Source organism: Brevundimonas sp. Root608 (genome assembly GCF_001427825.1).
Classification (GTDB): Bacteria; Pseudomonadota; Alphaproteobacteria; order Caulobacterales; family Caulobacteraceae; genus Brevundimonas.
Map to the genome: position 1 here is coordinate 176,119 of NZ_LMGT01000006.1, position 21,808 is coordinate 197,926.

The following is a 21,808-nucleotide window of genomic DNA, read 5'->3' on the forward strand; positions in this document are numbered from 1 at the left end:
AAGACGCCGTGAGTGAGCTGGGGAATCTCGGATGTTCATGGCCTATCCGCGTCGCGGCCTCTCGGTCGCCGCCGCCGTCACCGCCCTTGTCCTGGCCAGTTGCGCCACGCCTGAGCCGGAACCCGCCCCCGCCCCGCCGCCGCCGCCGTCGCCGCCGCCCGCCGTCAACCTGAACGAGGGGGTGGCCCAGGCCGCCTCGATCTACGTCGCCTTCATGCGCGAGGTCGGCACGATCCGCGCCGGTTTCGACAGCGCCGAGGCCATCCAGGCCGCGATCCGCAAGGGCGCGTCCTATGAACCGGCCCAGCTCTCGCGGGGCATGATCGCCTATGGCTCGATCCTGGCGCTGCAATCGCCGGAGTTCGTGCAGGGCGTGCGCACCTATGCCGCCGATCCGGTCCAGCGCCAGCAGATGATCGCCCGCATCCTCGCCGACCCCGCCGCCGCCGCCACCTTCCCCGGGGCGGACGCCGCCGCCGGCCTGATCGTCGACACCATCGGCCGCGACTCGGCGGCCATGATGCTGATCGCCGAAGCCGTCGAGGAAGACGCCTATACGATCCAGGGGCGCGGCGATCCGCGCCGCCGCTGGGCCACGGTGCACATTTCCGACCGCGTCACCCGGCTGGAGGGCGCCAAGTCGCTGTCGGCCGTGCAGATGCTGCCGTCCGCCGAGGAGTCGGCCCGGCTGTTCGCCGCCGCCAACAACGGCTCGGGACTGGGCGTGGGCCCCGCCCGTTCAGGCCCGCCCTACACGCCCGCCGTGATCCGTTCCCTCGCCGTGGCCGCCCTGGCGGCCCTGGGCGCGGGGGGCGACGACGCCCGGGCCAGCACCGAAGCCCTGACGGTCGAGCAGAACAGCGAATTCTGCCTCAACATGTCCAAACTGATGCTGTTCCAGTGCCTGGCCGCCTCCCGGCCCAGCTATGAGGACATGTTCTGCGTCGGCCGCCACGTGGCCCGCGATCTGGCCACCTGCACGGCCCAGAACATCACCCCCGCGCCGCCGGAGCTTCCCCTGACCGCCGTGGCGGGCGGGGCGCCGGAGCAGACTCCCGTGGCCGCGGAAGCCGCCGCGGCCTCCACCGCCGCGACGGCGTCGCTGAACAACGGCGGCTGAACCGGCGTACAAGCGACGCCCGGCCTGTTGCGTCCGGGGGTTCTTGCGTGTAATGACCCGCGCTCTTGAATTCAGGGTCCCTAGACCCCGCCGCGAGGGCTGACTGGTCAGCGCGGCGTTTGTGTTGTTGAGGCGAGGCGATGGCCGAGATCATTCTGAACGTGGACGTCCGTGATGGCGTTGGCACCGGCGGCGCCCGCGCCGCGCGTCGTGCGGGCATGGTCCCGGGCGTGCTGTACGGCGGCGACAAGGCCCCCGTCGCCATCTCGGTGAACGAGCGCGACTTCCGCAAGTCGCTCTATACCGGCAAGCTGCTGGGCCACCTGGTGACCCTGAAGTACGGCAAGGAATCGCAGCCGGTCATCGCCCGCGATGTCCAGTTCGACCCGGTGTCGGACCGTCCGCTGCACTTCGACCTGATGCGGGTCGACGAAAAGCAGACCATCAAGATCGAAGTGCCGGTTCACTTCATCAACCAGGACCAGTGCGAAGCCTTCCGTCAGGGCGGTTCGCTGGAAATCGTCCGTCACTCGGTTGAAGTGAAGGTCCGCGCGGATCACATCCCGGAAGACCTGATCGTCGACCTGGCCGGCCACAAGATGGGCGACACCATCCGCTGGACCGACCTGAAGGGCACGGAAGACGTCGAGCCGACCATCACCGACCGCGATTTCGTGATCGCCTCCATCAAGACCTCTTCGGCCGCCAAGGCTGCTGACGAGATCGAGGAAGCCATCGCCGAGGAAGTCGCCGCCGCCGCCGAAGAAGCTGCCGCGGACGAAGTCCCCGCCACCGAACAGGCCGATGGCGAAGAAGCCGCCGCCGAGGGCGAATCGACCGAGGGCTGATCGCCTTCTTTCGACTGTTTTGCGAAGCGGCCCCTTCCGGCTACGGATGGGGCCGTTTCCTTGTCTGGACCTGAGCCATGATCATCATCGCCGGCCTGGGCAATCCGGGTCCCAAATACCAGGGCAACCGCCACAACATCGGCTTCATGGCCGCCGACGAAATCGCCTCGCGCTGGAAGTTCGGGCCCGAACGAGCCAAATTCCAGTCGGTGATCCGCGAGGGCGAGGTGGCGACGGCCAACGGCGCCGTCCGCGTCCTGCTGATGAAGCCCCAGACATACATGAACGAGAGCGGCCGCGCCGTCGGCGAGGCCGCGCGCTTCTACAAGGTCCAACCGTCCGGGGTCATCGTCTTCCACGACGAGATCGATCTGGCGCCCGGCCGCTTCCGCATGAAGACCGGCGGGGGCGCGGCGGGCCAGAACGGCGTCCGCTCGATGATCAGCCATCTGGGCGCGGATTTCCGCCGCGGGCGGATGGGCGTGGGCCACCCCGGCGAGAGCCATCTGGTCATGCCGCACGTACTCGGGGACTTTCACAAGGCCGACCGGGTCTGGCTGGACCCCATGCTGGCCGCCGTCGCGGAGGCCCTGCCCTTCGCCCTGGCCGGTGACGACGAGCGGTATCAGGCGGAGGTGATGCGTCTGGCCCCGGCGCCGAAATTCAGCCCGCGCCAGGCGGCGCGGGGCGACGACTAGACGCACCGTCTTGTCCGTCGGGGCCGGCGCGGATAGACCGCGCCGAGCCCTGAAGGAACTCCCATGAACCGCGCCCTGATCTCCGTCGCCTTGCTGACCCTGGCCGCCTGCGGTTCCGGCGAGCGCGCGCCCGAGCCCGGCGCGCCGACGGTTCAGGTCGCCGACGCCCTGTGCCGGCCCACGCCGAAGGGCCGCCAGATGACCGGCTGCTACATGACGCTGACCGCCAGCGGCCCGGACCGGCTGATCTCGGTCGAAAGCCCTGACGCCAACATCGTCCAGATCCATGAGAGCCGCATGGAGAGCAATATGATGATGATGCAGCAGCTGCGGGACGGCCTGCCCCTGGCCGCGGGTCAGGCCACGGCGCTGGAGCCCGGCGGCCATCACCTGATGCTGCTGGGCGTCAAGGAGCCCCTGGTCGCGGGCGACACCGTCGCCCTGAAGCTGATCTTCGGGAGCGCCGCCCCGGTCGAGGTCACGGCGACCGTCGGCCAGCCCTCCACGTCGGAATACGATCACGCGGCCGCGAAGAGCGGTTCCTGACGCCGAACCTGACAAACAGGACGCGACCGGCTAAAGGCTCGCGCTCACCACTTCGCTTTGCCGCCTCTCGCGGACGGGACCGCGCGTCCCCCCGCCGACGAGGCTTCAGGAACCGCCCAAGCCCATGGCTCTCAAAGTCGCGATCGTCGGCCTGCCCAACGTCGGCAAGTCCACCCTGTTCAACGCCCTGACCAAGACGGCGGCGGCCCAGGCCGCCAACTATCCGTTCTGCACCATCGAGCCGAACACCGGCGACGTGGCGGTGCCGGAGCCGCGTCTGGAAGTCCTGGCCGGGATCGCGGGCTCGAAGGAAATCATCCCGTCGCGGATCACCTTCGTCGACATCGCCGGCCTGGTGCGCGGCGCGTCCAAGGGCGAGGGCCTGGGCAACCAGTTCCTGGCCAATATCCGCGACTGCGACGCTGTGGCCTTCGTGGCCCGCTGCTTCGTCGACGACGACATCACCCATGTCGAAAACCGCATCGACCCGATCAGCGATCTGGAGATCATCGAGACCGAGTTGATGCTCGCCGACCTCGAAAGCCTCGAAAAGCGGGTCGTCAACGTCGAGAAGAAGGCCAAGGGCGGCGACAAGGAGGCCCAGACGACGCTGCGCCTGATCAACCTGGCCCTGACACCCCTGCGCGCCGGCAAGCCTGCCCGCGTGGTCAAGGTCGACAAGGAGGACGAGAAGGCGTGGCACATGCTGCAGCTGCTGACCTCCCTGCCCGCGCTCTATGTCTCCAACGTCGACGAGAACTCGGCCGACAAGGGCAATGAGCTGTCCGACCTGGTCGCGGCCCGCGCCGCCGAGGACGACGCCAAGGCGGTCGTCATCTCGGCCAAGATCGATTCCGAGCTGGCCGTGCTGGATGCCGAGGAACAGGCCGAATTCCTCGAGAGCCTGGGCCTGGCCGAGCCCGGCCTGAACCGCCTGATCCGCGAAGCCTATGCCCTGCTGGGCCTGCAATCCTATTTCACGGTGGGACCCAAGGAGGCGCGCGCCTGGACCATTCCGATCGGCGCCACCGCGCCCCAGGCCGCCGGCGTCATCCACACCGACTTCGAAAAGGGCTTCATCCGCGCCGAAACGATCGCCTTCGAGGACTTCGTGGCGCTCAAGGGCGAAGCGAGGGCGCGGGAGGCGGGCAAGCTGCGCGCGGAGGGCAAGTCCTACGTCGTCAAGGACGGCGACGTGATGAACTTCCTGTTCAACTAGGCGGCTTCACCGCCCCGGGCGTCGGGCATCGCACCAGACTGACGGCGGCGTCGTTCCGGTTCAGCCAGGTCAGGCGCATGGCGTCGCCCTGGACGGCCATGCGGACACGCTCGGCCGACGTCCGGCCCTCGGCCGCGCACGCCAGCGCGGCTTCATAGCCGTCCGACACCTGGCTGATCGACAGGATGCCGCAACTGTTTTCGTAGCCCTCGAACCGCGTCGTGCTGATCTCGATCGGCCGTTCCGCGCCGCGCGGATTGGCGCACCAGCGCCCGTTTGCGGCCCAGAGGCCGACGAAGGTCTGGGGCCCGGACCCCGGCATGATGGCGCCGACGCCCGGCGGCGGGGTCGGTGCCGGGGCCTCCGCCTCGGGGGTGTCGATGGGCGCGGCGGGATCCGTCGGCGGATTGGTTTCGGACGGGCCGCAGGCGGCCAGGACGAGGACGGCGAAGGGAGCGAGTCGGTGCAGGGGCATGGCTTCGGAACGCGGTTCGGCCTCGACGGCTCCCGATCTCGCCTCGATCACGAATTCGCGGCCACGCTTGCATCCACCGGAAGATTTTGCGACCGGTTCGCCAGTGTCGAGAACAAGGGGGCGTCCCGCATGACTCAGAACACCAATCCATGGGCCGCGCAGGTCGATCCGCTGGCGCAGGATATCGCCGCGGTGCTCAAACGAATGGGCGGCTCGGCCCACCAGCGCGACGTGGTCCAGTGCGTGGCGGCGATGAAGCGCCAGCGCGGCGAGACCGTGGCCCAGGACCTGGCCAACCGCATCGTCGAGGTGTTCGAGAAATACCGCGACCTGTTCTTCAAGCCGTTCGGCGAAGGCTCGATGCGCTGGGCGCTGCAGCCGGGCGTCGTGTAGGAGCGTCTCGCTTCAGGATTACAAAAGGCCCGCAACGGGATCGTTGCGGGCCTCCTTGTATGGGATCACCCCTGTCGCGGTTATCCCGTTTGTCGCGGATGTCTCCGCCGCGATGTCTTGCTTGTCGCGGCGGAAATGTATCGGCCCTTCCCGCGCTTAGAAGCGGCGGACGTAGCTCAGGCCGTAGGTGTCCAGTTCGCCGCCGTTGTCGTCGGTGAAGTCGCGGCGGGTCCAGTCGGCGCGGACGCCGTTGCGGCCGTCGAAGAAGTAGTTGGCGCCGGCGCCGTAGTTGACGCTCTCGCCGTCCGAGGTCGAGGTGAAGCCCGCGACGTCGGCCTTGATCGAGGTGGTGCCGTAGCCGACGCGGCCGAACAGTTCGAAATTCGGGCTGATCGGCAGGGTGCCGACGACATAGGCCGCGGCGTCGTACTCATGGGACAGGTCGCCCGTGACGCCGCCAACGGTGATCTCGTCGTCCTTGACGCCGAACGAGGCTTCACCCTCGACGCCGACGTAGCGGTTGAACTTCGCGTTCAGGCGGCCGGTGACGGCGCCCAGGTCGGCGTTGTCGCCGTCCAGCTGGGTGTAGCCGATCGAGCCGGTGACCTGCGGGTTGGAGATGGTCTGCGCCATGGCAGGCGCGGCGAGCAAAGTAAGAGCGGCAGTGGCGAGAAGAATGTTACGCATTGTTTCTTGTATCCTCTAGATGCGGCAACCGTCGGCTGCCAGCCCCATCCAGCGAGGACACAAATGGGCGACCGAAGGCGGCGTTCCAGTGGCGCTCGAATACATAACGACAACTGTGTGACGCGAGGCACAGACCGCGTTACCCCAAGCTGGACAGATTCATGGCGACGCGAACATTGCTCGCTCAGCGGTCCTTCTCGCGCTCCGTCCCGGCGCGGGCGTGCAGGGCGGCCTGGGCGGCGGCCAGTCGGGCGATCGGCACGCGGTAGGGCGAGCAGCTGACGTAGTCGAGGCCGACCTCCTCGCAGAAGGCGATCGAGGACGGATCGCCGCCGTGTTCGCCGCAGATGCCCATCTTGACGCCCGGACGCGCGGCCTTGCCGCGCTCGGCGGCGATGCGGATCAGGTCGCCGACGCCGTCCTGATCGAGGCGGACGAACGGGTCGGTCTCGAAGATGCCCTTGTCCATATAGGCCTGCAGGAATCGGCCGGAGTCGTCGCGGCTGATGCCGAAGGTGGTCTGGGTCAGGTCATTGGTGCCGAAGCTGAAGAACTCGGCGTATTCGGCCAGGTCCCCGGCGCGCAGGGCGGCGCGGGGCAGTTCGATCATGGTCCCGACGAGGTAGTCGACGCGATCCCCTGCCTCGGCGAAGACGGCCTCGGCGGTGCGGTCGGTCAGTTCGCGCAGGTATTTCATCTCCAGTCCGAGGGCGACCAGCGGGTGCATGATCTCGGGGATGGGGGCCTCGGCCGCGGTCTGCTTCACCTCCAGCGCCGCCTCGAGGATGGCGCGGACCTGCATCTCGTAGATCTCGGGATAGGCGACGCCGAGGCGGCAGCCGCGGTGGCCGAGCATGGGGTTGGTCTCGTGCAGCTCCCTGGCCCGACGCTTCAGCTTGGCGGCGTCCAACCCTTGCGTGACCGCGAGGGCGTCGATCTCGGCGTCGGTGTGGGGGATGAATTCGTGCAGGGGCGGGTCGAGCAGGCGCACCGTCACCGGCAGGCCGGCCATGATGGTGAAGAGCTCGACGAAGTCCGCCTTCTGGAACGGCGCGATCTTGGCCAGGGCCAGACGCCGGCCGGCCTCGTCGTCGGCGAGGATCATCTCGCGCACGGCGGCGATGCGGGCGTCGTCGAAGAACATGTGCTCGGTCCGGCACAGGCCGATGCCCTCGGCCCCGAAGCCGCGCGCGGTGCGGGCGTCCAGCGGGGTCTCGGCGTTGGCGCGGACTCTGAGGCGGCGGACCTTGTCGGCCCAGGCCATCAGGGTCTGGAAATCGCCGGTCAGCTCGGGCTCGATCATGGCCACGGCGCCGTCCAGCACCTCGCCCTTCGACCCGTCGATGGTGATGATCTCGCCGGCCTTGAAGACGCGGCCGCGGGCGGTGAAGGTCCCGGCCTTGTCGTCGATCGACAGCTCGTTGATGCCGCAGACGCAGGGGCGGCCCATGCCGCGCGCCACCACGGCGGCGTGGCTGGTCATGCCGCCGCGGGCAGTGACGATGCCACGCGCCGCGTGCATGCCGTGGATGTCCTCGGGCGAGGTCTCCTCGCGCACCAGGATGACGGCGTCGCCCAGCTGGTTCAGCCGCTCGGCCTCATCGGCGTCGAAGACGATCCTGCCGGTGGCCGCGCCCGGCGAGGCGGGCAGGCCGGCGGCGACCACATGACGGGCCGCGTTCGGGTCGAGCGTGGGGTGCAGAAGCTGATCCAGCGCCGACGGCTCGACGCGCGACACCGCCTCTTCCTCCGAGATCACGCCCTCGGCGGCCAGATCGACGGCGATCTTGAGCGCCGACTTGGCGGTGCGCTTGCCGTTGCGGGTCTGCAGCATCCACAGCCGGCCCTGTTCGACCGTGAACTCGATGTCCTGCATGTCGCGATAGTGAGTCTCCAGCCGGCCGACGACCTCGACGAACTGGCCGAAGACCTCGGGCATGGCCTCTTCCATCGAGGGGGCGGTCTCGCCCATCTCCTCGCGGCCCGCCCGGGTCAGGGATTGGGGCGTGCGGATGCCGGCGACGACGTCCTCGCCCTGGGCGTTGATCAGGAACTCGCCGTAGAGTTTGGCCTCGCCCGTCGAGGGATTGCGGGTGAAGGCGACGCCGGTGGCGGAGGTGTCGCCCATATTGCCGAACACCATCGACTGGACGTTGACCGCCGTGCCCCAGCTTTCGGGAATGTCGTGCATGCGGCGATAGAATTTGGCCCGGTCGTTCATCCAGCTGGCGAAGACGGCCGAGACGGCGCCCCACAGCTGGTCGTTGGGGTCCTGAGGGAAGGGTTGGCCCAGCCGGTCCTCGACCACGGCCTTGTAGTCGGCGACGACCTTCTCCCAGTCCTTCGCGGTCAGGTCGGTGTCGATGGTGACGCCCAGACGGTCCTTGTGGTCGTCCAGCACCTCCTCGAAGTCGTCGTGGCTGAGGCCTAGCACGACGCTGGAATACATGGTGATGAAGCGGCGGTAGCTGTCAAAGGCGAAGCGGCGGTCGCCGGACAGGGCGGCGAGGCCTTCCACCGTCCGGTCGTTGAGGCCGAGGTTGAGGACCGTGTCCATCATGCCCGGCATGGAGGCGCGGGCGCCCGAGCGGACCGAGACCAGCAGCGGGTTGTTCGCGTCGCCGAAGGTCTTGCCGACGACCTGCTCGACCTTCTTGAGGCCGGCGGCGACCTGGTCGGCGAGGGCGTCGGGGTAGGTCTGGCCGTTGGAATAGTAGTGGACGCAGGCCTCGGTGGTGATGGTGAAGCCGGGGGGCACGGGCAGGCCGAGCGAGGACATCTCGGCCAGGTTGGCGCCCTTGCCGCCGAGCAGGTTCTTCATCGACGCATCGCCGTCAGCGGAACCGCCGCCGAAGCCGTACACCCACTGAGTCATCGCATGGTCCCTGAGCCCTGGTCGTATCCCGCCTGACTAACGTGCTGCGCCCGCGAAGGCGAGGCCGGGGCTGTAACAAACCGTGAGCGGATGTGGCGGGTCTGGATCAGCGGGGCGGGAGTGGTGACCTGAACCCTCAGTGAGGTCTCCGGCCGAAACGCGCCGCCGCGTGCGGCCGGTCAGGCGCATTCGACGCTTCACATGGATGACGGCGGGGCGAGCGTGCCCAGGACGGCGACCACGGCGAGCAGCACGGCTCCGACCCCGGTCTCCGCGATGATGTTGAGCCGGAGCCGGCGGAGCGCCTGTCGCGGATTCTCGCCCCGCCCCAGAACCACACCCAGGGCCGGGGTCAGGCGGAAGCGGTTTGTCGCTGCAATGGCGAGCATCAGCGCGAACAGGGCGAGCTTGGCGATCAGGAGTTGGCCGTAGAGGCTGGTTCCCAGGCCCGTGACGCGCTCAGGTCCGATCATGAACCAGCTGTTCCCCAGCCCACTCAGCACCAGCAGGGCGACGGCCAGGGTCCCCCAGCCAGAGAACCCGCGCAGGGCGTGATGGATCTCCGGGTCGTCCGTGGCCGTTCGGCGCAGCAGGAGGATGGTCAAGGCCATCAAGGCGCCCAGCCACAGAGCAGCGGAGACGGCATGGATTACGGCGGCGGTCAGGTGCAGCAGCGCGCCCGGCCCCTCCGTCCCGGCGGCATGACCCGTCCAGGCGAAACTGGCGGATGCGACCACTCCAACCGTAGACAGCACTGTCCAGAGCGCCCGTCCCGGCTTGAGAACGATGATCGCGAGCAGTGCGAACGCGGCGACAACGGCCCGGGCGACCATGGCCATGCCCAAGGCCATGCCCGTGACCATAAAGGACAGCGAAGCGAGTTTGAGCCCTTCGCTCAACGACCCCGCCATGACCGCTGTCTGGGCCACGAGGGCGGCGAGCGATCCCAGGACCACGACGCTCGCCGCGACGATCAGCGTGGGGCGCGCCCAGACGAGGCTCGGCCCGTTGGAATCCCTGAAGCTGTAGAGCAGGAACAGCGGCGCGCCGAGAAGGACGACCGCGCCGCTGTATTGAAGCCAGCGAAGCGCGATGACCGCGACTTCCAGCACAGCGTCAGCGCACGGTGAAGGTATAGGAGCCCGTCATGCGGTGCCCGTCACGCGACGCGATGCGCCAATCGACGCGGTAGGCCCCGGCGGCCAGCGGGCGCGTCAGGACCCCCGTCAGAGTCTTGCCGTCCTCGGCGACTGCGGTCCGGACCGCGACCTTGTCACCCGCTGCATTGACGACATCAAAGCCGGAAAAGGCGGGAACCGTGCGCTCGCTGAACGTCAGGCTCAGCGTCCGGGTCGCGGACACAGTCGTGTTGGGCGCCGGTGTCCCGCTGACCAGCCGGGCGTGGGCCGCGGCCGGTCCGGCGGCGAACGCGACGATCGTCGCGACGGCGATAAGGGGCGCGGGATTGAAGTTGCGCATGCCTGGTCTCCTGACGTCCGGCCGCTTCCGGCCCTGTGTTTCTCTACGCGCCACGAGCGCGCTTTCCTCATGAAGGACGATCGCGGCCAATCCAAGGACCGACCGCGGCCCCCTTATGCAAACTCCCTCCCCCGAAGTGGGGAGGAAGAACGATGGGTCGCTTAAACCGCCCTTAACCGCGCTCATTCACCAATCGGTCCTCAAGCTGTACGGGGCCGCGTTTCCATGTCCGATCTGAAGACCGACGTCGTCATGAGGGGCGACTGCATCGAGGTGTTGCGGTCCCTGCCGGACGCCTGCGTGGACATGGTCTTCGCCGACCCGCCCTATAATCTGCAGCTGGGCGGCGACCTGCTGCGGCCGGACAACAGCCTCGTCGACGCCGTGGACGACGACTGGGACAAGTTCGACAGCTTCGCCGCCTATGACGCCTTCACGCGCGAATGGATGACGGAATGCCGCCGGGTGCTGAAGCCCGAGGGCTCGATCTGGGTGATCGGCAGCTATCACAATGTCTTCCGGCTGGGCGCGGCGATCCAAGACCTGGGCTTCTGGGTCCTGAACGACATTATCTGGCGCAAGTCCAACCCGATGCCGAATTTCAAGGGCACGCGCTTCACCAACGCCCACGAGACCCTGATCTGGGCGGCGCGGAGCCGCGACCAGAAGCGTTACACCTTCAACTACGACGCCCTGAAGGCCTTCAACGAGGACGTTCAGATGCGGTCCGACTGGACCCTGGCCCTGTGCACGGGCGAGGAGCGGATCAAGGACGCCGACGGCCGGAAGGCCCATCCGACCCAGAAGCCCGAAGGCCTGCTGCACCGGGTGCTGATGGCGGCGACGCGGCCGGGCGACGTGGTGCTGGACCCCTTCTTCGGCACCGGCACGACCGGGGCGGCCGCCAAGCGGCTGGGCCGGCGCTGGATCGGCATCGAGCGCGACGAGACCTATGCCAAGGTGGCCGAGAAGCGGATCAAGGCGGTCATCCCCGCCGCGCCCGAGGATCTGGTGGTCATGGGCTCGAAGCGGGCCGAGGTGAAGGTGCCGTTCGGGGCCCTGGTCGAGGCCGGGCTGCTGTCGCCAGGCGACAAGCTCTACTGCCCGCGCGGCGACCGGGAAGCCCGGGTGCGGGCCGACGGCTCGCTGGTGGCCGGCGAGATGAGCGGCTCGATCCACAAGCTCGGGGCCCTGTTCGAGAACGCGCCCGCCTGCAACGGCTGGACCTACTGGCGCTTCAAGACCGACCAGGGGCTGCGCTCCATCGATACCCTGCGGGCCGAGGTCCGCGCGGGGATGCAATAGGCTGCGACCGATCGTCTGGGTGCGGTAACCGACAGAGAAGACACGCGAAATTCGCTTCTTTCGGACGGAACCCGTCCACCTGACCGATGGTTGATACAGGAGCGCCCCCGGCCCCGGGGCGCCGACGGAACCATCGAGATGAAGATCGCCCAGGTCACCCCCCTGTATGAGGCCGTGCCTCCGAAGCTGTACGGCGGCACCGAGCGCGTCGTGGCGCACCTGACCGACGCCCTGGTCGACCTCGGCCATGACGTCACCCTGTTCGCCTCGGCCGACGCCGAGACGCGGGCGCGCCTGATCCCCGTTCGCGATCAGGCCATCCGTCTGGATCCGGCCCCGCTCAAGTCCGACCTGGCCGCCCACATGACCATGCTGGCCGAAGTGCTGAAGCGCGCCGACGACTTCGACGTGATCCATTTCCACACAGACATGATCCACTTCCCCTTCTTCTCGCGCTGCGCCGACAAGACGATCACGACCCTGCACGGGCGGCTGGACCTGAAGGACCTCGCCGGCGTGTACGAGCGCTGGAACGAATTCGGCCTGGTCTCGATCTCGGACGACCAGCGCCGCCCCCTGCCCCTGGCCAACTGGAAGGCCACGGTGCACCACGGCATGCCGGGCGAGACCTACAAATTCTCGCCGAAGGCCCAGGGCTATCTGGCCTTCCTGGGCCGCATCTCGCCCGAGAAGCGGCCCGACCGGGCCATCGAGATCGCCGTCAAGCTGAACAAGCCGCTCAGGATCGCGGCCAAGGTCGATGCGGCCGACAAGGTCTATTGGGAGACGGTCATCAAGCCGATGGTCGACGCCAATCCGCTGGTCGAATTCGTCGGCGAGATCGGCGATCACCAGAAGTCCGCCTTCCTCGGCGGGGCCGAGGCCCTGCTGTTCCCCATCGACTGGCCCGAACCCTTCGGCCTGGTGATGATCGAGGCCATGGCCTGCGGCACGCCGGTGGTCGCCTTCCGCTGCGGCTCGACCCCGGAGATCATCGAGGACGGCGAGACCGGCTTCCTCGTCGATACGCTGGAACAGGCCGTCGCGGCGGCCGGGCGGGCGCATCTGCTGGACCGCGAGGCGATCCGGGCCCGGTTCGACCTGCGCTTCTCGGCCACGGCCATGGCGCGGCGCTATCTCGACGTCTACGGCGACCTGCTGGCCCGAAGGCCCTATGCGGAAGAGCCTCTGGCCGAGGTGGTGACGCCGCTGCGGGCCCATGAGGGGCGCAGTTTTTTCTCCGCATAGTCTTCCGTTCATCCCGGCGACAGCCGGGACCCAGTGCTGCGGGTGATGCAGCGGGGCCGAGGATCTCGGCTCGCCGGTCCTCTGACACCGGCGTCAAGCTGGACAGAACTGGGTCCCGGCTTTCGCCGGGATGAGCGGAAGAGTGAACGGGCCGCGCCATCAAGCGTTCGCATTTGCGCGCCAGCCTGTCCGCCCCGGCCACCGCCCCTGGAGTCTTCATGGACGACGCCTACAACGTTCAGACCACCGCGCTCGACACGTCCGAAGCCGACGGGCTGGAACGGCTTATGGCGCTGAAGGACGGCGACACCTTCGCCGTGGCGGATGGCTGGGGCGATATGAAGGGCGGGGCCGACGGCCTGTTCGAGCAGGACACGCGGATCCTGTCGCGACTGGTCCTGACGGTCGGGCTGGCGCGGCCGTCGCGGCTGAGCTCGGGGGTCAGCCAGGACAACGTCTACTTCACCTGTCACTCCACCAACCGGCCCCTGCCGCCCATGGGCGGGCGTTCGGCGCCGGCGGGGGTGCTGCATATCGAGCGTCGGCGCTTCATCCGGGACCGGCGCATGTTCGAGCGGGTGCGGATCGTCAATCACGGCGTCGAGGACATGCTGCTGCCGCTGGCGATCGATTTCGCCGCCGACTTCGCCGACATCTTCCAGGTGCGCGGCACGCTGCGCGAGAAGCGGGGGACCACCGAGACGCCGACGCATGACGGGCGGCGGGTCACCTTCGCCTACGCCGGGCTGGACGGCGTCCGCCGCACCAGCTGCCTGGCCTTCTCCGAACCGCCGGCGCGGCTGACCGGCGCGCGAGCCGAATTCATGTTCAGCCTGCCCCGGGGCCGGCGCAGCGATCTCTACATCGAATGCGGCCCCGACCGATGCGAGCAGCCCGACGAGGCGCGCTACCGGTTCCATGCGGTGGCGGCCCGGCTGGCCATGCGCACGCGCCGGAGACGCGGGGCGTCGCTGAGAGGGCCCCGCAGCCCACGGTTCAACGACTGGCTGGACCAGAGCCGGGCCGACGTGGCCCTGCTGACGACCGACCTGCCGACCGGGCCCTATCCCTATGCCGGCGTGCCGTGGTTCTCGACGCCCTTCGGGCGCGACGGGATCATCACCGCCTGGCAGATGCTGTGGCTGGACCCCAGCCTGGCCAAGGGGGTGCTGACCTATCTGGCCATGCGCCAGGCGACGGAATTCTCGGCCTTCCAGGACTCGGCGCCGGGCAAGATCATGCACGAGACCCGCGGCGGCGAGATGTCGGCGCTCGGCGAGGTGCCGTTCGGCCTCTACTACGGCGGGGTCGACACGACCTGCCTGTTCGTGGCCCTGGCCGGAGCCTATGCGCGGCGGACGGGGGATTTCGCCCTGATCCGCCAGCTGTGGCCCAATCTCATCGCCGCCGTGGGCTGGATGAAGGATCACGGCGACATCCAGGGCGACGGCCTGATCAGCTACCAGCGCGGGGCCGAGACGGGCCTGTCGAACCAAGGCTGGAAGGATTCCGAGGACTCCATCTTCCACACCGACGGCCGCTTCCCCAAGGGACCGGTCGCCCTGCTGGAGGTGCAGGGTTACGCCTATGCCGCCTGGCAGGCGATGGCGGACCTTGGCGCGGCGCTCGGCGATCCCGGCGCCCTGGGCTGGGCGGCGCAGGCCGAACGGGTGCGGGCCCTCGTCGAGGACCGGTTCTGGATGGAGGAGGAAGGCTTCTACGCCATCGCCGTCGACGGCGACGGCGAGCAGTGCCGCTCGATCGGCTCCAACGCCGGCCATCTGCTATTCACCGGCCTGCCCTCGCCGGAGCGGGCGAAGCGGGTCACGAAGCGGCTGCTGGGGGCCGAGTTCCGCTCCGGCTGGGGCGTGCGGACGCTGGCCACGGGTCAGGCCCGGTTCAATCCGATGAGCTACCACAACGGCTCGGTCTGGCCTCACGACACCGCCATGGCGGCGGCCGGCATGGCCCGCTACGGCGAGCGGCGGGCGGTAGCCCTGCTGCTGGGCGAGATCTACGCCTCGGCGACCCATTTCCACCTGCGCCTGCCCGAGCTGTTCTGCGGCTTCGAGCGGCAGACCGGCGAGCCGCCGATCGCCTATCCGGTGGCCTGCCTGCCCCAGGCCTGGGCGGCGGGGTCGGTGTTCCTGATGCTGCAGTCGGCGCTGGGGATCAGCCTCGACGCCGTGGCCGGGACGGTCGAGATCGACGACCCGGTGCTGCCGGCGGGCATCGATCGGCTCAATGTCACCAATCTGCAGGTCGGCGACGGCGTCGTGGACCTGGCCTTCCAGCAGATGGGCCAGCACACGGTGGTCATCCCCCAGCGCCGCGAGGGACCCGTGTCGGTGCGCACCGTTCGCTAGGCAAGGCCCCGCTCCAGGGCCTTGCGGAAGACGGTGGGCAGGGATCGCAGGGCCTCGTCGGGGTCGGTCCAGAGGAAGTCGCCCGCTCCGGTCGCGGTGCGGACGTCCAGCGTCAGCGAGAAATGGGTGAAGACGTGCTCGACCGCACCCGCGCCGCGCCAATCGGCGGCGACAGGGGGCGAGGCCTCGGCCGCGTCCACCGCCCAGTCAGAGGTCGGCAGGCCCGTCATGCCGCCCAGCAGCCCCTTGTCCGGCCGGCGCACCAGGGCGACCCGGCCCCTGTCGTCGCGCAGGACCCAGGCGGTTCCGGTCCGGTGCGGGCGCACAGTCTTCCTTGTCTTCAGCGGCCAGCGCTCCGGCGCGCCCGACCGGAAGCCGGCGCACCAGGCCGTCAGCGGGCACAGATGACACAGGGGCCGGCCGGGACGGCAGACCGTGGCCCCGAGATCCATCAGCGCCTGGGCCCAGTCTCCGGGCCGGTGATCGGCGACAAGGGAGGCCGCCCGCCGGCGCAGTTCGGGTTTTGCCGCGGGCAGCGGCGTCTCGACCGCGAACAGCCGGGCCATGACGCGCTCGACATTGCCGTCCACCACATTGGCGGGGCGGCCGAAGGCGATGGCGGCCACGGCGGCGGCGGTGTAGGCGCCGACGCCCGGCAGGGCCAGCAGTCCCGCCTCCGTGTCGGGGAAGACGCCGCCATGGTCCCCCGCCACCGCGCGGGCGCAGGCCAGCAGGTTGCGGGCGCGGGCGTAGTAGCCGAGGCCGGCCCAGGCGGCCATGACGTCGCTGTCCGCCGCCGCCGCCAGATCGGACACGGTCGGCCAGCGGGCGGTGAAGGCCTCGAAATACGGTGTGGCGTGTGGTGTGGTGGTCTGCTGCAGCATGACCTCGGACAGCCACACCCGGTAAGGATCGGGGGCCGCCGCGCCGGGGGCGCCGCGCCAGGCCAGGGTGCGGCGGTGAGCGTCGTACCAGTCCAGCAGGGCGGCGCGCAGGGCTGGCAGGTCGGCGGACGGGTGAACCGGGACGGGAGGCATCGACCGCGCTATAACCCGGAAATGCCCCGCCCGCTGCCCACCGACGCCGAGGTCCGCGAAATCCTGTCGCGACGACGCACGCGTCCGGCCCCGCGTCCCGCGCCCAAGGCCGGGCGGGCGCTGCAGGGGCTGATCAAGGAACTGGACGCGAAATTCGGCCGCGGCGCCCAGGCGCTGGAGCCGCGCTGGCGCGAGATCGTCGGCGACCGGCTGGCCAGGGTGACCCGGCCGCAGAAGCTGACCAGGGGACGCGGCGGCACCGGCGGGACGCTGGAGCTGCGCGTGGCCGGTCCGGCGGCCCTGCTGGTGCAGCACCAGTCGGAAGACATCATCGCCCGGGTGAACCTGTTCCTCGGCGCGGGCAGCGTCGACCGCCTGCGCATCGCCCAAGGGCCGGTGAAGCCGCCGTCCGACATCGCCGCCCCCCTGAAGCGCCGCCCCGCCGCCGAGCCGCTGGCGGCCCGGGACGAAGCCGCGCTGAAGGCGGCCGTGGCGGACGCGTCCGACGCCCTGAAGGGCCCGCTGGAACGGCTGGGACGGGCGGTTCTGGGCGACCCCGGAAAAGGCCGCGACCGCGCGGGCCGTTGACAAAACTTCGCCGTTTCTGTTCTCGAAGGTGGTCAGGCGCGCGCGACCGCGGGGAATCGCGCGATACTCCGGAAATTCCCGCCGCCAGTTGAGGACGACGCCATGAGCGCCATCACGAAATACGCCGCCATGAACCGCCGTGCGGCCATGACCGCCGCCGCCATGGCCGCCATGGTCACCCTGGCCGGTTGCGGCGGGGGTGGAGCGGGCGCGACGGCCGAGGGCGACATGGCCTTGGGAGCCCCCGAGGGCGCCAAGGTCACCGTGGTGGAATACGCCTCGGTCACCTGCCCCCACTGCGCCGCGTGGCAGGAAACGACCTGGCCGGCGTTCAAGGCCGCCTATGTCGACACCAACAAGGTCCGCTACGTCTTCCGCGAACTGCCGACCCCGCCGAACAATGTCGCCGTCGCCGGCTTCATGATCGCCCGCTGCGCCGGCGAGGACAAATATTTCGACGTGGTCCACGGCATCATGGCCAGCCAGGCGGAATGGCGCACAGGCGTCAATCCGCGCGACACCCTGTTCCGCGTCGGCAACGGCGCCGGCCTGAACAACCAGCAGATCGAGGCCTGCATCAAGGACCCCGAGAACCTGAAGGCCTCCGAGGAGCGCTCGAACGCGGCCATCAAGGCCGGCGTCACCGGTACGCCCGCCTTCTTCGTCAACGGGGTGCAGATCATCTCGCCCGGCGAGGAGGGCGCGACCATGGCCGATCTGTCGAAGGCCATCGAGGCCGAGCTGGCGAAGGGCTGATCGCGCCGGTGCGGCCGCCGCGTCTCCTGCTGATCCTGGCGCTGGCGACGGCGCCCCTCGCCTCGGTCTCGGCCTCGGCGCCCGCGGTCGCGACCGAACAGGTCGCGCCGGTCACGGCGGCCGACCGCAGCATCGGTCGGGCCGACGCCCCGGTGACGGTGATCGAATACGCCTCGTTCGCCTGCCACCTCTGCGCCGACTGGCATCAGCTGGTCTATCCGACCTTCAAGACGCGGTTCATCGACACCGGCCGGGTGCGGTACGTGTTCCGCAACCTGCCCACGCCGCCCGAGGAGATGTCCCTGCCGGCGGCGGCCCTGGCGCGCTGCGCCGCGCCGGGCAAATTCTTCGACGTGGCCGCCAGCCTGATGCACGGCCAGGCGGCGGTGCTGCGCGGCGGGGATCGCGACGACTGGTACGCCCCCGCCATCGCCGTCAGCGGCCGGACACGGGCCCAGATCGACGCCTGCGCCGCGACCCCGGCGACCCGGGCCGCCATCAACCGCGACATCGACAGCGCCATCGCCGCCGACATCGACAGCACCCCGAGCTTCTTCGTCAACGGACGCCGGGTGACGGACCGTTCGCTGGGCGGACTGGAGGTCGCGATCCGGGCGGCCGCATCCGGCCGATGACCGCGTAGGGACCCATGCAGTTCCAGCGCCTCCGGCTCGTGGGCTTCAAGTCCTTCGTCGACCCCGCCGAGGTGCATATCGAGCCGGGCCTGACCGGCGTGGTGGGGCCCAATGGCTGCGGCAAGTCCAATGTGCTGGAAGGCCTGCGCTGGGTCATGGGGGCCAATTCGGCCAAGGCCATGCGCGGTCAGGGTATGGACGACGTCATCTTCGCCGGCGCCGCCAACCGGCCCCCGCGCAACCACGCCGAAGTCCAGCTCACCATCGACAACGCCCAGCGCCGCGCGCCCCAGCCGTTCACCGACAGCCCCATGCTGGAGGTGTCCCGCCGCATCGACAGGGGCCAAGGCTCGACCTATCGCATCAACGGCAAGGAGGTGCGCGCGCGCGACGTGCAGCTGCTGTTCGCCGACGCTTCGACCGGCGCCAACTCGCCCGCCCTCGTGCGTCAGGGCCAGATAAGCGAACTGATCGCCGCCAAGCCGCAGAACCGCCGCCGCATCCTCGAGGAGGCCGGCGGGGTGGCCGGCCTGCACACCCGCCGGCACGAGGCCGAGCTGCGGCTCAAGGCGGCCGAGACCAACCTCGAACGGCTGGACGACATCGGCCGCGAGCTGGAGACGGCGCTGACGCGGCTGCGGCGCGAGGCGCGGCAGGCCGAACGCTACAAGAAGATTTCCGCCGAGATCCGCGCCCTGCAGGCCGCCCTGCTGTTCGTGCGCTGGAATGATGCCCGGGTGGCCGCCGAGGCCGCCGCGGCCGAGCTGGCCGGGGCCGACCGGGCCGTGGCCGAGGCGAGCACGGCCTCGAGCCGGGCCCAGACCGCGGCCCTGGCGGCGCAGGAGGCGCTGAAGCCGGCGCGCGAGGAGGACGCCGTCGCCGGCGCCCTGTTGCACCGCGCCTCGCTGGAGCGCGACCGGCTGGACATGGCCGAACAGGCGGCGCGGGCCGAGGTCGAGCGGCTGACCGCCGAGACGACGCGCATCGCCGCCGACATCGAACGCGAGACCGCCATGGCCGGCGACGCCGGGGACGAACTGGCCCGGCTGGGCGCGGCCCTGGAGACCCTGACCGCCGAGATCGCCGGCGCCCCCGCGCGCGGCCCGGAACTGGAAGCCGCCCTCGCCGCCGCCGAGGACGCGCGCAAGGCCGCCGACGCCGAGGTCGAACGGGTCGCCGGAGCCGTGGCCTCGGTCGAGGCGCGCGTCAACGCCGAGAACGCCCGCAAGCGCGACGCCGAGGCCCGGGTCGACCGGGCAGAGGCGCAGCTGGAGTCGGCCCGGGCCGAGCGCGCGGCGCTGGGCCCGTTGCAGACGCCCGAGATCGAGGCGGCGACGGCGACGCTGGCGACGGCCCAGGCCGAACTGGCGGCGGCGCGGGCGGCCGTGGAGACGGCGGAAACCGAGCGCGGCGACCGGGCCCGGGCCGAGGCCGAGGCGCGCACGGCGGCGCGCGCGGCCGAGGACCGGCTGGGCCGGCTGCAGACCGAGGCGCGGGGACTGGCGCAGCTGCTGGTGCAGGGAAAGCGGGAATATCCGCCGGCGCTGGACGGCGTGCAGGCCGACAAGGGCTATGAGGCCGCGCTGGCGGCGGCGCTGGGGGACGATCTGGACGCGGCGCTGGACGCGCGGGCGGCGGCGTACTGGGCCGGGGCCGGCGTCCCCTCCCCGTCATGGCCAGAGGGCGTCAAGCCGCTGGCGGACCATGTTTCGGCGCCGGCTCAGCTGGCGGCGCGGCTGGCCCACTGCGGGGTGGCGTCGGCGGGGGACATCGAGCGGCTGGCGAAATCCCTGCCGGTCGGCGCGCGGCTGGTGACCCGCGAGGGCGACCTGTGGCGCTGGGACGGCTTCGTGCAGCGCGCCGCGGCGCCGCGTCCGGCCGCCGTGCGTCTGGCGCAACGGTCACGGCTGGCGGAGCTGGAGGCCGAGATCGACACGGGCCGACCGGCGCTGGACGCGGCCCAAGCCGCGCAGAAGGCGGCGACCGAGGCCTTCCGGGCGTCGGAGGAGGCGGTGAAGACGGCCCGCGCGGCGCCCTTCCCGCTGGACAAGGCCGTCACGGCGGCGCGCGACCGGGTCGAGGCCCTGGGCCGCGAACAGGCGCGCAAGGAGGCGCGGGCCCAGGCGCTGGACGAGACGATCGCGCGGCTGACGACCGAGGTCGAGGCGGCGCAGGCGGCCCTGGCGGAGGCGCAGGGAGACGACGCGCCGTCGGAGACCCTCGACGGCCTGCGCGCCGAACTGACGGCGGCCCGAACGGCGGCGGACGCAGCACGCGGCGCGGCGGCCACGGCGCGGGTCGAACGCGACGCCGAGGCGCGCGAGGTGGCGGGGCGTCAGGCGCGTCTGGACGGCCTGACCCGCGAACGCGACGGCTGGTCCGCGCGGGCGAAGGATTCCACGGCCCGCATCGCCGCGCTGAAAAAGGACGCGGAAAAGGCGGCGCAGCGGCTGAAGCAGGCGGCGGACGCGCCGGAACAACTGGCGGCGCAGCGCTCATCCCTGCTGGACGCCCTGACCGCCGCCGAGACCCGGCGCAAGGCGGCGGGCGACGCCCTCGCCACGGCCGAGGGCGCGGCCGGCGAGGCCGACCGGGCGGCGCGGGCGGCCGAAAGCGCGGCCTCGACGGCGCGAGAGGCGCGGGCCGGGCTGGCGGCGCGGGCGGAGGCGGCGGCCGAACGGCTGGCCGAGACCGAGACCAACCTGCGCGAGACGGCCCAGATGTCGCCGGAAGAACTGGGCCAGAAGCTGACCGACGACGCCATCGCCCGTCCGCCCGACGCCGCCGGGGCCGAGAGCCTGCTGTACGGTCTGGAGCGCGAGCGCGAAGCCCTGGGCGCGGTCAATCTGCTGGCCGAGGACGAGGCGCTCGAATACGGCGACCGGCTCAACACCATGAAGGTCGAGCGGTCGGACCTGACCTCCGCCATCGCCAGGCTGCGCGACGGCATCGATGAACTGAACGCCGAGGGCCGCGAGCGTCTGGTGGCCGCCTTCGACATCATCAACGACAATTTCAAGAGCCTGTTCGAAGCCCTGTTCGGCGGCGGCCAGGCCGAGCTGAAACTGGTCGAGAGCGACGATCCGCTGGAAGCCGGTCTGGAAATCTACGCCTGCCCGCCCGGCAAGCGTCTGGCCGTCATGAGCCTGATGTCGGGCGGCGAACAGGCCCTGACGGCGGCGGCCCTGATCTTCGCCGTCTTCCTCGCCAATCCGGCCCCGGTCTGCGTGCTGGACGAGGTCGACGCCCCGCTGGACGACGCCAACGTCGACCGCTTCTGCCGCATGCTCGACGAGATGCGCAAACGCACCGACACCCGTTTCATCGTCATCACCCATAACCCGGTGACCATGAGCCGGATGGACCGGCTGTACGGCGTGACCATGCCCGAGCGGGGGGTGAGCCAGCTGGTCAGCGTGGATCTCACGCAGGCGGAAGAGATCGTGACCGCCTGATCCAAATTCCGCTCATCCCGGCGAAAGCCGGGACCCAGTTCTGTACAGCCTGACGCCGGCGTTTCAGGACTGCCGATC

The 21,808-nt window shown here is 70.2% G+C and carries 18 protein-coding genes and 1 pseudogene; 13 read left to right on the top strand and 6 right to left on the bottom strand.

The window, feature by feature from the left end; all coding sequences use genetic code 11:
* The first annotated feature begins 37 nt into the window (after positions 1-37).
* From ASD59_RS10365 to ychF, 5 genes and pseudogenes are all read left to right on the top strand, one after another.
* On the top strand, positions 38-1,120 hold the full coding sequence (locus ASD59_RS10365) for a hypothetical protein (RefSeq protein ID WP_235561801.1): 1,083 nt from the start codon (positions 38-40) through the stop codon (positions 1,118-1,120).
* Between the two features lie 140 nt (positions 1,121-1,260).
* Positions 1,261-1,869 (top strand): annotated as a pseudogene (locus tag ASD59_RS10370) (50S ribosomal protein L25/general stress protein Ctc); the annotation flags it as partial.
* Positions 1,870-2,045: 176 nt separating this feature from the next.
* Positions 2,046-2,666 carry an aminoacyl-tRNA hydrolase gene (gene pth / locus ASD59_RS10375; protein WP_055831552.1) on the top strand — a complete coding sequence of 207 codons (621 nt, stop codon included), beginning with the start codon at positions 2,046-2,048 and terminating at the stop codon, positions 2,664-2,666.
* A gap of 63 nt (positions 2,667-2,729) precedes the next feature.
* Entirely contained in the window at positions 2,730-3,212 is a 483-nt protein-coding gene (locus ASD59_RS10380; protein WP_055831553.1) for a copper chaperone PCu(A)C, read from the top strand.
* A 124-nt stretch (positions 3,213-3,336) separates the two neighbouring features.
* On the top strand, positions 3,337-4,431 hold the full coding sequence (ychF, locus tag ASD59_RS10385) for a redox-regulated ATPase YchF (protein ID WP_055831554.1): 1,095 nt from the start codon (positions 3,337-3,339) through the stop codon (positions 4,429-4,431).
* Here the strand turns inward: ychF and ASD59_RS10390 are convergent.
* Positions 4,424-4,906 (bottom strand): hypothetical protein, encoded by a 483-nt coding sequence (locus tag ASD59_RS10390; RefSeq protein ID WP_156377007.1) that lies wholly within the window; start codon positions 4,904-4,906, stop codon positions 4,424-4,426. The genes ychF and ASD59_RS10390 overlap by 8 nt on opposite strands.
* 129 nt (positions 4,907-5,035) lie before the next feature.
* On the opposite strand from ASD59_RS10390, the gene ASD59_RS10395 reads away from it, so the two are divergent.
* Positions 5,036-5,299, top strand: a complete 264-nt coding sequence (locus tag ASD59_RS10395) for a hypothetical protein (protein ID WP_055831556.1) — start codon at positions 5,036-5,038, stop codon at positions 5,297-5,299.
* Positions 5,300-5,455: 156 nt separating this feature from the next.
* On the opposite strand, the gene ASD59_RS10400 is transcribed toward ASD59_RS10395, so the two are convergent.
* From ASD59_RS10400 to copC, 4 genes are all read right to left on the bottom strand, one after another.
* On the bottom strand, positions 5,456-5,986 hold the full coding sequence (locus ASD59_RS10400; RefSeq protein WP_055831557.1) for a porin family protein: 531 nt from the start codon (positions 5,984-5,986) through the stop codon (positions 5,456-5,458).
* Between the two features lie 184 nt (positions 5,987-6,170).
* Positions 6,171-8,861, bottom strand: a complete 2,691-nt coding sequence (gene ppdK, locus ASD59_RS10405; RefSeq protein WP_055831558.1) for a pyruvate, phosphate dikinase — start codon at positions 8,859-8,861, stop codon at positions 6,171-6,173.
* A 197-nt stretch (positions 8,862-9,058) separates the two neighbouring features.
* A complete protein-coding gene (gene copD, locus ASD59_RS10410) occupies positions 9,059-9,973 on the bottom strand; it encodes a copper homeostasis membrane protein CopD (protein ID WP_055831559.1) in 915 nt (304 codons plus the stop codon).
* A 4-nt stretch (positions 9,974-9,977) separates the two neighbouring features.
* Positions 9,978-10,340 carry a copper homeostasis periplasmic binding protein CopC gene (gene copC / locus ASD59_RS10415; protein ID WP_055831560.1) on the bottom strand — a complete coding sequence of 121 codons (363 nt, stop codon included), beginning with the start codon at positions 10,338-10,340 and terminating at the stop codon, positions 9,978-9,980.
* A gap of 225 nt (positions 10,341-10,565) precedes the next feature.
* Between copC and ASD59_RS10420 the strand changes: the two genes are divergently transcribed.
* The 3 genes from ASD59_RS10420 (at position 10,566) to ASD59_RS10430 (ending at position 15,259) form a co-directional block, all read left to right on the top strand.
* Positions 10,566-11,645: a site-specific DNA-methyltransferase gene (locus tag ASD59_RS10420; RefSeq protein ID WP_055831561.1), complete on the top strand. Its 1,080-nt coding sequence runs from the start codon at positions 10,566-10,568 to the stop codon at positions 11,643-11,645.
* Positions 11,646-11,783: 138 nt separating this feature from the next.
* Positions 11,784-12,893 (top strand): glycosyltransferase family 4 protein, encoded by a 1,110-nt coding sequence (locus ASD59_RS10425; protein ID WP_055831562.1) that lies wholly within the window; start codon positions 11,784-11,786, stop codon positions 12,891-12,893.
* Between the two features lie 218 nt (positions 12,894-13,111).
* Positions 13,112-15,259 carry an amylo-alpha-1,6-glucosidase gene (locus tag ASD59_RS10430; protein WP_055831563.1) on the top strand — a complete coding sequence of 716 codons (2,148 nt, stop codon included), beginning with the start codon at positions 13,112-13,114 and terminating at the stop codon, positions 15,257-15,259.
* On the opposite strand, the gene mutY is transcribed toward ASD59_RS10430, so the two are convergent.
* Complete coding sequence (gene mutY / locus ASD59_RS10435; protein WP_055831564.1) at positions 15,256-16,296, bottom strand: A/G-specific adenine glycosylase; 1,041 nt, start codon at positions 16,294-16,296, stop codon at positions 15,256-15,258. The genes ASD59_RS10430 and mutY overlap by 4 nt on opposite strands.
* A 21-nt stretch (positions 16,297-16,317) precedes the next feature.
* Between mutY and ASD59_RS10440 the strand changes: the two genes are divergently transcribed.
* The 4 genes from ASD59_RS10440 to smc all read left to right on the top strand — a co-directional run bounded on the left by ASD59_RS10440 (position 16,318) and on the right by smc (position 21,730).
* On the top strand, positions 16,318-16,884 hold the full coding sequence (locus ASD59_RS10440) for a DciA family protein (protein ID WP_055831565.1): 567 nt from the start codon (positions 16,318-16,320) through the stop codon (positions 16,882-16,884).
* 102 nt (positions 16,885-16,986) lie between these two features.
* A complete protein-coding gene (locus ASD59_RS10445) occupies positions 16,987-17,640 on the top strand; it encodes a DsbA family protein (protein WP_055831566.1) in 654 nt (217 codons plus the stop codon).
* 8 nt (positions 17,641-17,648) lie between these two features.
* On the top strand, positions 17,649-18,275 hold the full coding sequence (locus ASD59_RS10450; RefSeq protein ID WP_200943563.1) for a thioredoxin domain-containing protein: 627 nt from the start codon (positions 17,649-17,651) through the stop codon (positions 18,273-18,275).
* Between the two features lie 14 nt (positions 18,276-18,289).
* Positions 18,290-21,730 (top strand): chromosome segregation protein SMC, encoded by a 3,441-nt coding sequence (gene smc / locus ASD59_RS10455; protein ID WP_055831567.1) that lies wholly within the window; start codon positions 18,290-18,292, stop codon positions 21,728-21,730.
* Positions 21,731-21,808 lie beyond the last annotated feature (78 nt).

What these genes read in the sequence shown, in the direction of transcription:
- ASD59_RS10365 (WP_235561801.1), top strand. Translation starts at nt 38, where the DNA reads ATGGCCTATCCGCGTCGCGGCCTCTCGGTCGCCGCCGCCGTCACCGCC.
- smc (WP_055831567.1), top strand. Translation starts at nt 18,290, where the DNA reads ATGCAGTTCCAGCGCCTCCGGCTCGTGGGCTTCAAGTCCTTCGTCGAC.
- ASD59_RS10430 (WP_055831563.1), top strand. Translation starts at nt 13,112, where the DNA reads ATGGACGACGCCTACAACGTTCAGACCACCGCGCTCGACACGTCCGAA.
- ASD59_RS10380 (WP_055831553.1), top strand. Translation starts at nt 2,730, where the DNA reads ATGAACCGCGCCCTGATCTCCGTCGCCTTGCTGACCCTGGCCGCCTGC.
- ASD59_RS10420 (WP_055831561.1), top strand. Translation starts at nt 10,566, where the DNA reads ATGTCCGATCTGAAGACCGACGTCGTCATGAGGGGCGACTGCATCGAG.
- ASD59_RS10390 (WP_156377007.1), bottom strand. Translation starts at nt 4,906, where the DNA reads ATGCCCCTGCACCGACTCGCTCCCTTCGCCGTCCTCGTCCTGGCCGCC.
- ychF (WP_055831554.1), top strand. Translation starts at nt 3,337, where the DNA reads ATGGCTCTCAAAGTCGCGATCGTCGGCCTGCCCAACGTCGGCAAGTCC.
- ASD59_RS10425 (WP_055831562.1), top strand. Translation starts at nt 11,784, where the DNA reads ATGAAGATCGCCCAGGTCACCCCCCTGTATGAGGCCGTGCCTCCGAAG.
- mutY (WP_055831564.1), bottom strand. Translation starts at nt 16,296, where the DNA reads ATGCCTCCCGTCCCGGTTCACCCGTCCGCCGACCTGCCAGCCCTGCGC.
- ppdK (WP_055831558.1), bottom strand. Translation starts at nt 8,861, where the DNA reads ATGACTCAGTGGGTGTACGGCTTCGGCGGCGGTTCCGCTGACGGCGAT.
- pth (WP_055831552.1), top strand. Translation starts at nt 2,046, where the DNA reads ATGATCATCATCGCCGGCCTGGGCAATCCGGGTCCCAAATACCAGGGC.
- copC (WP_055831560.1), bottom strand. Translation starts at nt 10,340, where the DNA reads ATGCGCAACTTCAATCCCGCGCCCCTTATCGCCGTCGCGACGATCGTC.
- ASD59_RS10400 (WP_055831557.1), bottom strand. Translation starts at nt 5,986, where the DNA reads ATGCGTAACATTCTTCTCGCCACTGCCGCTCTTACTTTGCTCGCCGCG.
- ASD59_RS10445 (WP_055831566.1), top strand. Translation starts at nt 16,987, where the DNA reads ATGAGCGCCATCACGAAATACGCCGCCATGAACCGCCGTGCGGCCATG.
- ASD59_RS10440 (WP_055831565.1), top strand. Translation starts at nt 16,318, where the DNA reads ATGCCCCGCCCGCTGCCCACCGACGCCGAGGTCCGCGAAATCCTGTCG.
- ASD59_RS10395 (WP_055831556.1), top strand. Translation starts at nt 5,036, where the DNA reads ATGACTCAGAACACCAATCCATGGGCCGCGCAGGTCGATCCGCTGGCG.